Origin of the sequence: Nonomuraea sp. K271 (genome assembly GCF_009908215.1) — a bacterium.
Classification (GTDB): domain Bacteria; phylum Actinomycetota; class Actinomycetes; order Streptosporangiales; family Streptosporangiaceae; genus Nonomuraea; species Nonomuraea longispora.
On sequence record NZ_JAAAHR010000115.1, the window covers coordinates 1 to 12,954 of the forward strand.

A 12,954-nucleotide genomic window follows, 5' to 3' on the forward strand; every position below is an offset into this window, starting at 1 on the left:
TCCAGCACCCCACCCGTGGCGAACTGGTGGAACACGAACGACCAGCCGATCCGCTCGGTCTCGGTGACGTAGCCGGTCTCCTTGACGAAGGTGGCGAACTGCGCGTTGGTGACGCACACCGGATCGATCAGGAACGGGTCGAGCCGCACCTCGCGCACCGGCCCCTCGCCGTCCTCGGGCCGCCCGTCGGGGTCGTCGCCGCCCATCAGGAACGTCCCGCCCGGGATACGAACCATGCCGCGCGGCACCGTCCGCCGCCCGGTGATCTTCACGGCCTCCTGAACGGGCCCTGAGGTGGCGTTTCTGCTCGGACCGCAGCAAGCGTTCACAGATCCCCCCAACGTGTGGTGACACCAAGGAAGGGTAGTGCCTGAGCGTGCCTGCCACGACGCCTGCCACGACGCCTGCCACGACGCCTGCCACGACGCCTGCCACGACGCCTGCCACGACGCCTGCCACGACGCCTGCCACGACGCCCGCCACGACGCCTGCCACGACAGGGCGGTTCCGCTCCCCGGGACCGTCCGGCACCGGCCGCCCGCCCTCTTCCACGCGCGTCAGCGCCGGGCCGCGTGTCGTCGCCGAAGCCGCAGGACGGTAGCGTTTCGCCATGCGACTCGGCGTGCTGGACATCGGCTCGAACACAGTCCACTTACTGGTCGTCGACGCCCACCGCGGCGCCCGGCCCATGCCCGCCTACTCCCACAAGGTCGAGCTGCGCCTGTCCGAGCATCTCGGCGACGACAACCGGCTGGCCGGCGAGGGCATCGAGCGGCTGGGCGCCTTCGTGGAGGAGGCCGTCGCCCTCGCCGAGGACAAGGGGGTCGAGGACCTCGTGGCCTTCGCCACCTCCGCCGTGCGCGAGGCCGCCAACGGCGAGGAGGTGCTCGCCGGGATCGACCGGCGCTGCGGCGTGGACATCACCGTGCTGTCCGGGCGCGACGAGGCCAGGCTGACGTTCCTCGCCGTGCGGCGGTGGTTCGGGTGGTCGTCGGGGCGGCTGCTGGCCTTCGACATAGGGGGCGGTTCGCTGGAGATCGCCGCCGGCGTCGACGAGGAGCCCGACGTGGCCGTGTCGCTGCCGCTGGGCGCCGGGCGGCTGACGCGCGACTGGTTCACCGGCGACCCGCCCTCCGCCGACGAGGTGCGCAAGCTGCGCAAGCACGTACGCGCCGAGATCGCCCGCACCGTCGGCGACGTCGTGCGATACGGCGCGGCCGACCGCGCGGTGGCCACCTCCAAGACCTTCAAGCAGCTGGCCAGGATCGCCGGCGCGGCGCCCTCCAGCGAGGGCCCCTACGTCGCGCGCTCGTTGTCGCGCGAGGACATGGCCGACTGGGCGGCCAAGCTCACCACGATGGAGGCCGCCGAGCGGGCCCGGCTGTCCGGCGTGTCCGAGGGCCGGGCGGCGCAACTGGCGGCGGGCGCGCTGGTCGCCGACGCGGCCATGGACCTGTTCGAGGTGGATCGGCTCGACGTGTGCCCGTGGGCGCTGCGCGAGGGCGTCATTCTGCGCCGCCTCGACCTCCTGCCCGGCCGCCTCGACCAGGCGCACGCCCTGGCGGGCGAAGAGACCGGGCAAGAGGGCGAGTGAAGCGGGCCGGGTAAGAGCGTTCTATCCGAAGATCTGGCATGAACCGCTGGTAGGCGGGCATCTTCTGCCGAATGGTGGAAGTCCTCGGCGCGATCGGCTCCCTGACGGTCGTCGTCCTCCTCATCGTCATGGCCGTGCTGCTCGTCGCGGTGATCGCCATGATCACCTTCGTGACGATGGCCGCCGTGATGCTGAACTGGCGCGGGATGCGCAGACGGCTGGGCCGCGGGGACGCGGGACTGGAGCTGAAGCTGAGCGGCAGCGCCGTACCGGCGCGGCGGCGGGCCGAGCTGAGCGGGGGCACGCCCCGGGTGCGCCGCCGGTTCCGCCTCGGCGCCCGCCCTGCCGAACGCGGTCATCCGCACCGCGTACGCCTGCGCGACCGCAGGCCGGCGGAGCGGCACAGCAAGATCTAGGTGGTCATGAGGTGCGAGCCGGCCGCGCCCGGGGCGTAGCGCAGGCGCTTCTCCAGGCACACCATGGCGCCGTCCTGGCCCTTGTTGGCGAAGCGGATGTCGTCGGCGAGTGCCCGCATGATCTGCAGCCCGCGTCCGTGCTCGGCGCCGGGGCCGTGGTCGACGATCTTGCGCGGGTCGAAGCCGCCACCGTGGTCGACCACCTGGATGACACACCGCTCGTCATCGACGATGGCGTAGACGCGGTAGTCGTCGCTGGGCGCCGCGTGTTTGATCACGTTGGAGCACGCCTCGGTGAGCATGAGCTCGATGTCGTCGCGGACCTGCGGATCGACGCCGAGCGAGCGCAGCGTGCCGTCCAGCATCTCTCTGATCAGCGGGACGCTCGCCGCATCGCGGGGCAACCGAAGCGCTATCGTGGTCTCCACCGCGCCTCCTCCCTTGTCGATGCGTGTCATCCCACTGCCCCTGATCGCGCGCACCAATCGTCCCTTTAGGCGTTATAAGTCCGGGTGATCAGGGCTCGATGAGCCGCATGGCCACCTCGATCGTGGCCTTGTGAATCTCTTCCTCCGACAGTTCGCCCTCCAGGGCCAGCCACTTGCCCGCGTGCAGGCCGAACAGCGCCAGCGAGTGGCTGATGCGCTCGACGGGCGTCGCCTCGGGCCCGCTCATCTCGTGCGTCAGCTCCATCATCCGCTCACGGATCTTGATGAGCGTCGGATGGTCGCGCAGCGCCGTCTGGTTGCGCTCAAGGAACCTCGCCACGCCGAGGTGCCGGGTGCGCCGCAGGTAGTCGGCGTAACGCTCGACCAGCTCCCGGCGCATCTCCGGGGTCTTGGGCCGGCTGCGCGCCCACGCGAGCAGCTCCTCGATGTCGGCCAGCCGGAGATCGACCAGGCTCGCCACGATGTCGTCCTTGGTCTTGAAGTGGTAGTAGAGCGCGGCCTTCGTCACCCCGAGCTCCTCGGCGATCTCCCGGAGGGAGGTCGCCTCGTAACCCTGCTCGGTGAAGAGCCTGAGCGCGATCTCCTGGATCCGGGTTCGCGTGTCTTCCCGCACTTCGCACCTATTTCGACTTGACGGCCGACAAGTAAGTATCTAGCTTATTCTACGCTTGCCGGTCGGCAAGTAAGGAGTGGCACGCAGGGGGTAACAGGTGGCGGAGGCAGTCGGACGGCGCCGCGAGGTCATGGTCGTCCTGCCCGGGCTGATGCTGGCGATGATGCTGGCGATGCTCGACAACATGATCGTGGGCACGGCCATGCCGCGCATCGTGGGGGAGCTGGGCGGGCTGGCCCACCTGTCCTGGGTGGTCACGGCGTACGTGCTGGGCACCACCGTGTCGACGCCGATATGGGGCAAGATCGGCGACCTGTACGGCCGCAAGACCATCTTCATCGTCTCGATCGTCATCTTCATGATCGGTTCGGTGCTCTGCGGCATGGCCGGTTCCGAGGTGCTCGGCGGGCCGGACGACGGCATGGCCGAGCTGATCGCGTTCCGCGCGATCCAGGGCCTGGGGGCCGGCGGCCTGATCGTGAACGTCATGGCGATCATCGGCGACCTCGTGCCGCCCCGCGAGCGCGGCCAGTACCAGGGCATCATGGCCGGCGTCATGTCGCTGGCCATGATCGCGGGCCCGCTGGTCGGCGGCTTCATCACCGACCATCTCGACTGGCGCTGGGCCTTCTACGTGAACCTGCCGATCGGCGCGGTCGCGCTGGTCCTGCTGGTGCTCAGGCTGCATCTGCCCAAGGTGGAGAAGACGCAGGTGCGCATCGACTGGGCGGGCGCGATCCTGCTGTCGGTCAGCATCACCGCGATGGTGCTCATCACCACCTGGGGCGGCAACGAGTACGCGTGGGGCTCCTGGCAGATCCTCGCCCTGGTCGCGCTCGCCGTGGTCACGCTGGCCGCGTTCGTCCTGGTCGAGCGGCGGGCCGTCGAGCCCATCATGCCGCTGCAGCTCTTCCGCGTCCGCAACTTCACCCTGATCTCGGCCATCGGCTTCCTGCTGGGCTTCGCCATGTTCGGCGCGATCAACTTCCTGCCGCTCTTCCAGCAGATGGTGCAGGGCGCCACCGCCACCAACTCCGGACTGCTGCTGCTGCCGATGATGGGCGCCTCCATGGTGGTGTCGCTGTTCGTGGGCAAGGCCATCACCGCCACGGGCAAGTACAAGGTCTACCCCGTGATCGGCGGCGTCGGCATGGCCGTGGGCATGTGGCTGCTGTCCACCATGGACGTCACCACGCCGGCCTGGCTGACCGGCGTCTACATCGCGGTGCTCGGCCTCGGCATGGGGTTCCTCATGCAGACCACGATGCTCATCGCCCAGAACAGCGTCGAGCAGAAGGACCTCGGCGTCTCCAGCAGCACGGCCACGTTCTTCCGGTCGATCGGCGGTTCCTTCGGCGTCTCGCTGTTCGGTGCGCTCTTCAACAGCGCCTTCCTGTCCGAGCTGACCGGCAGGTTCGGACCGCAGGCGGCCGAGCGCATGGCGAGGACCGGCGCCAGGATGGACCCCGGCGCGGTCGCCGCGATGCCCGCCCAGGTCCGCACCGGGCTGCTGGAGTCGCTGGCGGCCTCGATCTCCGGCGTCTTCTGGTGGGCCATCGCGTTCGCCGTGGCCGTGCCGGTGCTGGCGGCCTTCATCCAGGAGATCCCGCTGCGCGGCGCCGCTCCTGCGCAGGCCGCCGCCTCCGACGAGGAGCCCGTCGCCCCGGCGGCCACGTGACCAGCCACTCCTCCTGAACGCAGGTGCCACGGTACCTGGGAGCGTGGCCGGCCGAAAAGGAGAGGCGCCGGGGAGGCGGTTCGCGGACAATTGCCCCATGCACAGCCTCCGCCGTCCACGCGTGGAAGACGCCGCGGCCATGTACGAACTCATCTCCGCCTACGAGACCGCGGTGATCGGGGCGCCGGACATGACGCCTGAGGACGTCGCCGACGAGCTCGTCGAGCCCGGCTTCGACCGCGACAAGGACGGCTGGCTGGCGCAGGACGCCGACGGCAGGCTGCTCGCCTCTGCCTGGGCGTGCAGCAACGGCGACAGCGACCTGGTGGACGTCGACGTGATCATCCGTCCCGACGTCGAGGGCCTGGCGGAGGAGCTCTGGCCGGCCGTCCTCGGACGGGCCCGCGAGCTGGCCGCCGAGCGCGGCCACGGCGGCGCGACCGTTCACCTCGGGGTGCACCGCGCCGACCACGCCAAGCGCGCCATGGCCAGGGAACTGGGTTTCGAGCCCGGCACGAGCTTTCACCGCATGCGCATCGACCACGACGGCCCCGTGGAGCCGCCGGCCCCGCCGCCGGGGCTCACGCTGAGCTCCGGCGCCGACGACGCGGTGCGCCGCGAGGCGCACCGCGTGCAACAGGAGGCCTTCGCCGAGCACTTCGGATTCGTGAAGCTCGACTACGACTTGTGGTACGAACGCAGGCAGGCGCAGACCGCCAACGACTGGAACCAGCTCGCGCTCGCCAGGATCGACGGGTGGGCGGCGGGGGTGGTGATCGGGAGCGACCAGTTCGTGCCCGACCAGGACTGCGGCTATGTGGCCACGCTCGCGGTGTTGCCGGAGTTCCGTAGGCAGGGGCTGGGCCGCTTCCTGCTGCGCCACGCCTTCGCCGCCGACGCCTCGCGCGGCCGCAGGGGCACGATCCTGCACGTCGACAGCAACAACACCACGCCCGCGCCGGGGCTGTACGAGTCGGCGGGCATGCGCCCGGTCATGGCCATCGACGTCTGGCACCGTCGCCTCTGACGTCGGCCCGGCACAGCGGCACACACGGCGGCACACACCTGCCGAGACGTCAGACGCGGTGGCGGGACAGATGGTCCAGCACCGACTGGTTCGCCTCCCACCCGTCGGGGAACTTCACCGGCACCCCCAACTGCACCGGCTCCGCCGACGGGTGCGCGTCGAGGAGTTCGGCGATGCCCGCCCTGGCCACGACCACGCACGCGTGGCGGTGCCGTGAGGCGAGCACGCACAACCGGCCCGACTCCAGGTGGAAGGCCGTCGCGTCCCGGCGCCCCGACAGTGGGTGCAGCACGATCGTCACGTCGTACTCGCGGCCCTGCAGCCGGTTGGCGGTGTCCACGGTGATCTCCGGCGGCACGCCCGCCGCTCGGATGGCGGCCACCTGGTCGCGGTGCGCAGCGCCGACCGCGACGCGGTCCGCCGTCACCGGCCGCTCACCCTGCTCCGAGCTCGCCACCGCGCCCCTCTGCAGCAGCCGCCCGGCCAGCAGCGCCACCGCCTGCACGGCCTCGCCGTCGGTACGCACGGTGTGCCGGTTGGGCAGCTCCAGCAGCGCCCACCCCGACCTGGCCGCCTCCTCCAGCGCCCGGTCGTGCGGCGTGCCCATGCCGCCGGTGGCCAGCTCCAGCCGCCGATCCCCTTCCGACGTGCCCGACCGGAACCCGGTGAACGGGTAGAACGCCCGCGAGACCACCGGCGCGGCCGACGCGGGCAGCCGCCACGACACCGGCAGCCGGTGCACCGGCAGGTCGGGGTTGTGCCGCAACAGCACCGACACCGCGCTCTGCAGCGGATCCCACGACAATCCCGACCAGCGGTCACCGTCGACGATCGAGAACGGGTCGAGCTGCCCGGGATCGCCCACGAACAGCGCCCGCTCGAACAGCCCGGCGATGCGCAGCAGCTTGTCAGAGCGCATCTGGTACGCCTCGTCCACGATCGCCCACGGCCACACCCGGCCGCCGATCCACGCCCATTTGTCCGCCGTGGCGATGACGATGTCGGGATCGTCCAGATCCTGCACCCTCGTGCCCACCCGGACGCCGGGCAGCTCCAGCAGCCGCAGCGGCGGCACGTAGCCGCCGGCCGACAATCTGCCCACCGTCAGACGGGGATGGCCGGCGGAGATCCGCGTCACCAGGTCGTCGACCTGCTCGTTCGTCTGAGCGACGATCATCAGGGGCTCGCCGGTGGCGGCGATGTGCGCGGCGGCCCGTACGACCAGCGTGGACTTGCCCGCGCCCGGCGGCGAGTCGACGACCACGCCCCGGTGGCGGGGCAGGTCGGCGAGGACGTTCCTGATGACCTGCTCCGGGCTGCCGGTCACGACCACTCCTCCTGGGCGTCCTCGTCGTCGGGCACGTACTCCTGCGGCGGACCTCCGTGCGTCCACGGGGTGGCCTCGGCGTCCGGCAGCGCGGGGGAGCCCTGGAATTCGTCCGTCAGCGAGGTGTAGCAGACGCGCTCGCCGATCTCCGGCACGGCGCCGGGCGCGGCGGTCCTGCCACGGCCCATGCCCTTGGTGATCTTTACCGTGACCAGGCCGTCTCCGGCCGACACCAGCTCCGCGCCCTGCCCGCGGCGCTGCGGGGTGCCGAGGGACGCGCCGGGCGCGAGGCGTACGGGATCGTCGGTCTTGATGACCACGATCGGCCGGAGCTTGCGCGAGCGGCCCTCGCCCTCGGTGTTGCCCGGGTCGGTGTCGACCACCTCGCCCGCGAACGCCTCCCCGGTCAGCCGGTATTCGGCCATCACGAGCGGGTCATCATAGGCGCGCTGCACGTCGTAGGCGGCCTGGGCGCGCTCCATGCGGGCCAGCTTGGCCGCGGCGGCGACCGCGCCGTCGCGCCGGGGCTGCGGCGGCGCGCCCTCGGCGATGTGCGCGGCCATGCCGCTGAACGAGCCGCGGTCCTGCTCCCACCGTGACGCCACCCCGGCGCCCGCCTCCAGCCCGGCGAGCAGGTCGATCGCCTGCCACATGAGCCCCCACGTCGGCTCCAGCTGGGTGCGCAGCGCCTCGGTGACCCGCTCGGGCGAGCCGCTTTCCATCGCCGGCGCCAGCACCTCCGCGTCGAACCCCGGGTCCGTCGCCGGCCCGGCCGGCGGCCAGATCAGCGGGTCCTCGGCGTCGTCGCTCGGACCGGTGGCGATCCAGGCGAGCAGCGCCGCCAAATTGGCGTCCTCCAGGCGGCTCTGCCCGCTGGCCCAGTGGCGGCCCAGCTCCTCCGTCATGGCCGGCATCAGCGACGAGCCGGGGTAGGCGGCCCGCTCCCCGAAATAGGTCAGCCACCGCCCCAGCAGCGGCACCGACTCCGGCACCGGATAGGGCCCGTCGGCCCGGCGGAAACGCATCGAACGGCCGAGCAGCCGCACGAAGCCCACGCCCGCCTGGTTGGGGACGACGATCTGCGGCGCGTCGACCGCCCGCTCGTACGGGTCGGCGTTCCTGCGCTCCACCGTCTCCGTCCGGTGCAGGAACCCCTCGACGTACGGCAGCAACACCCCCGCCAGCTCCGCCGCCCAGGCGAAGCGCAGGTCGCGGTTGCGCGGCTGCGTCACCACCAGCAGGCGTGGCCGGTCACGGTCGGTGCCGAGCATCGCCGCCAGCGGCGCGGCCGCCTCACCCGACAGCTTGAGCGGGACGAACACCATCGGCCGAGCCGCCAGATGGCAGTGCCTGACGGTCGCGATGGGCTGCGCGATGCCCTCGTCGAGGGCCCGCAGCCGGGCGAGCGAGGTCAGCAGGCTCACGTGGGGCTCCCGTACGGGCTCACGCCAGGCACTCCCCGCGCAGGCGTTCGGCGTTGCGGAGCAGCCGCGCGATCTCCTCCTGGCCCTCGGCCGGGTCGCGGGTGCCGTCGGCCAGGCCCAGCGCCTCGGTGACGGAGGCGACCCCGCCCAGCTCGTCGCGTACCTGCCGGCCGAGCAGGTCGGAGGCGCCTTCCTGGCGGGCCTCGTCGCGGCAGAAGAAGCACATGTCACACGTGGACAGGCAGTCGGGGGCGTAGCGGGCGGTCGTCCTGCGCAGTGCGTCGGCCAGCTCGGCGACCGACCGGGTGGGCCGTCCGTCCTCGTCCGGCCGCAGGTCGAACGTCAGATCCTCGGGCAGCCCTTCGAGCAGCCGGTCGAGGCTCGTCATCCTGGTGAGCTGGCGGCGCAGCACGGCGAGCTGCCTGCGCACGTCGACCAGCGAGGCGACGGGACGGTTGGCGAAGTTCTCCGGGCAGACCAGCACCACGTCGTGCGAGACCTTGAGCGGGTCGTGGCCCAGCTCCTCCAGCAGCGTGCGCAACGCCAGCACGTAGACGGCGGCCTGGCGGGCGGCCGCCGCCACCGCCGACGGGTCGGCCTGGCCGTCGATCACCGCGAACGACTTGATCTCCACGATGTGAAAGCGGCCGCCGAGCTGGAAGGCCACCACGTCCGGCTCCAGGTAGGCGGTGTGACCGGCGATCTCCAGGCTGAGCAGCGGGTGGTCGTACAGGGTGCCCGCGTCGTGCCCGTCGCGGGCGGCCCGGTCGATCAGCGTCCTGGTGTGGGCGTGGCGCAGGTGGGCGCCGACGTTCTCCACGTCGTGGTAGGCGACCTCGGCGACGGGCAGGCCGAGCAGCTCGCGCAACATCCGCAGCAGTTCCGCGCACCCGTCGGCCTTGACCAGCGCCTCGAACACGTTGCCGCGCGTGATCGCGAACGGTGACTGCCCGAACGGCGCGGGAAACCCCAGGTGGCGGGCGGCTGCGTCCTTGTCGACGCCGGCGCCGTCCATGAGGGCGCGGCGGGCGCAGCCGGGGTTCGCGGCCAGGGCCGCGATGGCGCGGGCGTCGTGCGGCTGCTGCGGAGTGGTGCCCCGCAACGCCTCCAGCCGGTGCGCGTGGTCGCCCTCGCGCTTCAAGCCGCTCACGTGGCGTTCTCCTTCTTGATCGTGCTCAGCGTAGCGGCGCCGAACAGCCTGGCGGTGTCACCGAGCTGCGCCGCGGCGCGTTCGGCCAGCTCAGCGCGATCCCGCGTGTCGCGATCGGCGTGGACGCGCAGCTCCGCGCGCGCTGCCTCGGCCACCCGCCCGGGGTCGGGCGGGCTTAGCGTGCCGTCGGTGGCGCCGGGGATGTTCCTCGCCATCCTGAGAAGTAACCGGTCCGCGCGCTCGTCGTCCGTCTTCTGCTCCGCCACCGCGATGGCGCAGGTCAGGAAGTCGACGCGGGGGCTGAGCGGGCCGACCACGCGCCGCTCCAGCGGCCACGTGCTGAGCGTGAGCAGGCCGCGGGCGGGGGAGAGGCGGTCGGTGAGCGCGGCGCACAGATAGTACGGCCGCCCGAACGGCAACGACCTGAACGAGCGCTCCTCGTCCCTGCGCAGGCAGGTGAGCCGGCTGCTGCTGATCGTGCCGCCGAAGAACGCGGTGCTGACGGCCACGATCAGCCGCGGCTGGGCGGCCGCCCCCAGCAGCCGCAGCCCCTGGTGCACCTGCTCGCGCACGGTGACCAGGCGCGGTGGCTCCTCCTTGGCGGGCTGCTCGCCGCTCACCAGGGCGTCCCAGGCGCGTTCGGCGCTGCGCAGCTCGGCCCGCAGGACGCGGGCCTGTGCGCCGTCCCTGGCGCGCATCGCCGTGCGTACGCCCGCCCGCAGCTCGTCGATCCGCCGCTCGAGATCGTCCAGCCGGTCACTCATGGCGCGACTGTATCAACCATCCCAGCATTTTCCAGTAAATCGGCGAGATTCAACTCATTATGAGATCTACACCGTAAAGGAGCCCGGCTTCCCGCAGGCCCGCCGCCGCCCGCCGGCCCCGGCCAGCGAAACGTCTTCGCAGGTCAGCATGGCTATGCTGGCGGAGTTCAGGCCATTCGCAACATGGACGGTAGAGGACATGGCCGCAACGCAACGCAACCTGCTGCCGCGCCGGCTGAACGGGGCCGGCGTTCTCGACGTGGCCTCCCGCTATCTGCCCTCCGACCTGTACGAAGGGGTCGGCGGCGACTGGTTCGACACGATCCCGCTGCCCGACGGCCGCATCGCGCTGGTCGTGGGCGACGTGACCGGGCACGGCATCTACGCCGCCGCCGGCATGGGACGCATGCGCACGGCCGTGCGCACGCTGACGTACGAGGGGTTGCCGCCGCACGAGCTGCTGGCGCACCTCGACCATCTCGTCGTCCGGCTGGCCGAGGAGGAGGACCATGGCGGCGCGCCGACCGACCCCACGGGCGCCACCTGCCTGTATGCGCTCTACGACCCGGCCACCCGCCGCTGCGTCATGGCCGCTGCCGGGCACCCGCCGCCCGCCCTCCTGCACCCGTCGGGGGAGGTGAGCTTCCCCCGCCTGCTCAGCGGCACCCCGATCGGCGTGGGGCTGGCCTCGTTCGAGTCCCTGGAACTGGAGCTGGACCGGGGCACCGTGCTCGCCCTCTACACCGACGGCCTGATCGAGACCCGCGGGAGCGACCTGGAGGCGGGCATGCGGCGGCTCGGGGCCGCGCTGGCTCGCGCCCCTCGGACGCTGGACGACCTGTGCGCCTCGGTGATCGGCTCGATCGTGGGCGACGGCCCCGCCGAGGACGACGTCGCCCTGCTGGTGGCCCGGACCCGCTGACAGGGCCAGGGCGCCGCCGTCAGCGGGCCACCGCGACGGCGCAGGCCGTGGATCAGGCACGGGCACTCGCGTCGATCTACGCCGTAAAGGCGCCTGCCCGGGTCAATCCGGGAGAGAGGCCCTGACCCAGGTACGGTCGCGGGTCAGGAAACGGTCGAACCTCAGGCCCTCGGCGGCCAGCTCAGCCGACAGCTCCTCGTCGGTGAAGCGCCTGGACGAGAACGACTGCGTCCACACCTTGTCCCCGCCGTAGGTGTAGCTCATGGTCGCGTGGAAGATGCCGGGGGACACCTCCTCGACGGCCGTCAAGGTGATCGTGACGTCGCCGTCCTGGCGTCCCTGGCCCACGTGCCACCGGTCGTGCGCCTCGGCCGGCATCCACTGCAGGAGCACCGCGCCACCGGGCTTGACGTGGCGCGCACACGTGGCCAGGAAGCCGCGCCTGACCGCGTCGTCCACGGTGTTCGCCATCTGGGAGGCCAGCATGACCGTGTCGAAGCGCCGGTCGAGGCACAGGTCCTGCACCTGGCCGAGCACCGTGCGCGCGCCGCTCACGCGGGCCAGCATCTCGGCCGACTCGTCGACGGCCACCACCTCGAAGCCCTGCTCGACGAGTGGATGCGTGACGCGGCCGACGCCCGCTCCCAACTCCAGGACGGTGCCGCCGGGCGGGGTGACCTGCGCGACGATCGCCGGCTCGCCGTAGGGCCTGAGCGCGCTGTAGAAGTCGACAGGGGATCCGTCGGGGGTGATGGGGCCGGGGCCCGTGCCTGAGTTGCGCATGCCCCCGAAACTAACTCGCGGATGAGGCGTCGGGCCAGGGGAACGTCGCCCCGCCCTCCCGCGTGAGGCGCCCTCGTCCCGACCAGCGGCCGGTACGGACACCTGGCGCACCCCGCTCCGGCGCTTCCTGCGCCGGGGCAAAATGCTCGCGATGTGGCGATCGACGATCCGCTAGGGTGGCTTCCCCTTTCGCGAAAGAAGTCGGTATGTCGCACGTCTATATGGTTTTGTCCGCGGTGGTGGATCACCCCTATCCGCTGATCCGAGGTGGCGGGTTGTTCCTGATCGGCGTGGGCGCCGGATTCCTGCTGAGCTGGATCTTCCGTACGTACTGGCTGCAGTTCCTGATCGGCGGCTTCGCCGCCGGGTTCGTCGGCAGCGGCCTGAGCGCGCTGCTGCCCAGCCTCGGCTCGCCGTCGTTCGCCCACATCGCCGGGCTCGTCGGGTCGTTCATGCTCGAAGCCGGGCTGATCTACCTCGTGCTCACCAAGACCAAGGGTGCCGACGACCGCACGGTCCTGCTGTGGATCCTGTTCGTGGTGGGCGTGCACTTCGTTCCGATGGGCCTGGCCCACGGCCCGCTGATCACCCTGCTCGGCCTGCTCACCCTGGCCAACGCGGCCGCCGGGCTGCGGCTCAAGGCCGCCCCGCTGCCGGTGTTCGGCGTCATCGACGCGCTGCTGAAGCTCGGCTTCGGCGCGGTGATGCTGCTCGGCTACCCGGCGCTGACCTTCGCCTGAGCCGGTCCACCGCCACAGGGCCCGGCAGGACCGACGCCCGTGCCCCGCGCCGGCCATGCGGGCCACC

At 71.8% G+C, this 12,954-nt stretch carries 14 protein-coding genes; 6 read left to right on the plus strand and 8 right to left on the minus strand.

What is annotated here, in order from left to right:
* On the minus strand, positions 1-272 hold a 272-nt coding region (locus tag GUY59_RS31480; RefSeq protein ID WP_330849240.1), incomplete at its 3' end, for an SUMF1/EgtB/PvdO family nonheme iron enzyme.
* Between the two features lie 338 nt (positions 273-610).
* On the opposite strand from GUY59_RS31480, the gene GUY59_RS31490 reads away from it, so the two are divergent.
* Together GUY59_RS31490 and GUY59_RS31495 are read left to right on the plus strand one after the other, a co-directional pair.
* Positions 611-1,594, plus strand: a complete 984-nt coding sequence (locus tag GUY59_RS31490; RefSeq protein WP_138201720.1) for a Ppx/GppA phosphatase family protein — start codon at positions 611-613, stop codon at positions 1,592-1,594.
* A gap of 71 nt (positions 1,595-1,665) precedes the next feature.
* On the plus strand, positions 1,666-2,010 hold the full coding sequence (locus GUY59_RS31495) for a hypothetical protein (protein ID WP_138201721.1): 345 nt from the start codon (positions 1,666-1,668) through the stop codon (positions 2,008-2,010).
* On the opposite strand, the gene GUY59_RS31500 is transcribed toward GUY59_RS31495, so the two are convergent.
* A complete protein-coding gene (locus GUY59_RS31500; RefSeq protein WP_138201722.1) occupies positions 2,007-2,438 on the minus strand; it encodes an ATP-binding protein in 432 nt (143 codons plus the stop codon). The genes GUY59_RS31495 and GUY59_RS31500 overlap by 4 nt on opposite strands.
* 88 nt (positions 2,439-2,526) lie before the next feature.
* Entirely contained in the window at positions 2,527-3,072 is a 546-nt protein-coding gene (locus tag GUY59_RS50935) for a TetR/AcrR family transcriptional regulator (RefSeq protein WP_132333552.1), read from the minus strand.
* A gap of 97 nt (positions 3,073-3,169) precedes the next feature.
* Between GUY59_RS50935 and GUY59_RS31510 the strand changes: the two genes are divergently transcribed.
* Together GUY59_RS31510 and GUY59_RS31515 are read left to right on the plus strand one after the other, a co-directional pair.
* Positions 3,170-4,750: an MDR family MFS transporter gene (locus GUY59_RS31510; protein WP_252374991.1), complete on the plus strand. Its 1,581-nt coding sequence runs from the start codon at positions 3,170-3,172 to the stop codon at positions 4,748-4,750.
* A gap of 121 nt (positions 4,751-4,871) precedes the next feature.
* The gene (locus tag GUY59_RS31515) at positions 4,872-5,777 is read left to right on the plus strand and encodes a GNAT family N-acetyltransferase (protein WP_330849241.1); all 906 of its coding nucleotides are present in this window, start codon (positions 4,872-4,874) and stop codon (positions 5,775-5,777) included.
* A 49-nt stretch (positions 5,778-5,826) separates the two neighbouring features.
* Here the strand turns inward: GUY59_RS31515 and GUY59_RS31520 are convergent, their stop codons facing one another.
* Genes GUY59_RS31520 through GUY59_RS31535 form a run of 4 tightly spaced genes read right to left on the minus strand, consistent with a single transcriptional unit; the run spans position 5,827 to position 10,442 of the window.
* The gene (locus GUY59_RS31520) at positions 5,827-7,104 is read right to left on the minus strand and encodes an AAA family ATPase (RefSeq protein WP_138201724.1); all 1,278 of its coding nucleotides are present in this window, start codon (positions 7,102-7,104) and stop codon (positions 5,827-5,829) included.
* Positions 7,101-8,528, minus strand: a complete 1,428-nt coding sequence (locus GUY59_RS31525) for a hypothetical protein (protein ID WP_138201725.1) — start codon at positions 8,526-8,528, stop codon at positions 7,101-7,103. The genes GUY59_RS31520 and GUY59_RS31525 overlap by 4 nt, the downstream gene beginning before the upstream one ends.
* 19 nt (positions 8,529-8,547) lie before the next feature.
* Positions 8,548-9,678, minus strand: coding sequence for a hypothetical protein (locus GUY59_RS31530; RefSeq protein WP_138201726.1), 1,131 nt, complete (start codon positions 9,676-9,678; stop codon positions 8,548-8,550).
* Positions 9,675-10,442: a hypothetical protein gene (locus tag GUY59_RS31535; RefSeq protein ID WP_138201727.1), complete on the minus strand. Its 768-nt coding sequence runs from the start codon at positions 10,440-10,442 to the stop codon at positions 9,675-9,677. The genes GUY59_RS31530 and GUY59_RS31535 overlap by 4 nt, the downstream gene beginning before the upstream one ends.
* 199 nt (positions 10,443-10,641) lie before the next feature.
* On the opposite strand from GUY59_RS31535, the gene GUY59_RS31540 reads away from it, so the two are divergent.
* Positions 10,642-11,364, plus strand: coding sequence for a PP2C family protein-serine/threonine phosphatase (locus GUY59_RS31540; RefSeq protein ID WP_201761571.1), 723 nt, complete (start codon positions 10,642-10,644; stop codon positions 11,362-11,364).
* A gap of 102 nt (positions 11,365-11,466) precedes the next feature.
* Here the strand turns inward: GUY59_RS31540 and GUY59_RS31545 are convergent, their stop codons facing one another.
* Positions 11,467-12,147, minus strand: a complete 681-nt coding sequence (locus tag GUY59_RS31545; RefSeq protein WP_138201729.1) for a class I SAM-dependent methyltransferase — start codon at positions 12,145-12,147, stop codon at positions 11,467-11,469.
* A 206-nt stretch (positions 12,148-12,353) separates the two neighbouring features.
* Between GUY59_RS31545 and GUY59_RS31550 the strand changes: the two genes are divergently transcribed.
* Positions 12,354-12,887, plus strand: coding sequence for a DUF6609 family protein (locus GUY59_RS31550; RefSeq protein ID WP_138201730.1), 534 nt, complete (start codon positions 12,354-12,356; stop codon positions 12,885-12,887).
* Positions 12,888-12,954 lie beyond the last annotated feature (67 nt).

Excerpts from the sequence above, each read along its gene's own strand:
- GUY59_RS31490 (WP_138201720.1), top strand. The coding sequence starts at position 611 with ATGCGACTCGGCGTGCTGGACATCGGCTCGAACACAGTCCACTTACTG.
- GUY59_RS31495 (WP_138201721.1), top strand. The coding sequence starts at position 1,666 with ATGGTGGAAGTCCTCGGCGCGATCGGCTCCCTGACGGTCGTCGTCCTC.
- GUY59_RS31535 (WP_138201727.1), bottom strand. The coding sequence starts at position 10,442 with ATGAGTGACCGGCTGGACGATCTCGAGCGGCGGATCGACGAGCTGCGG.
- GUY59_RS31540 (WP_201761571.1), top strand. The coding sequence starts at position 10,642 with ATGGCCGCAACGCAACGCAACCTGCTGCCGCGCCGGCTGAACGGGGCC.
- GUY59_RS31545 (WP_138201729.1), bottom strand. The coding sequence starts at position 12,147 with ATGCGCAACTCAGGCACGGGCCCCGGCCCCATCACCCCCGACGGATCC.
- GUY59_RS31550 (WP_138201730.1), top strand. The coding sequence starts at position 12,354 with ATGTCGCACGTCTATATGGTTTTGTCCGCGGTGGTGGATCACCCCTAT.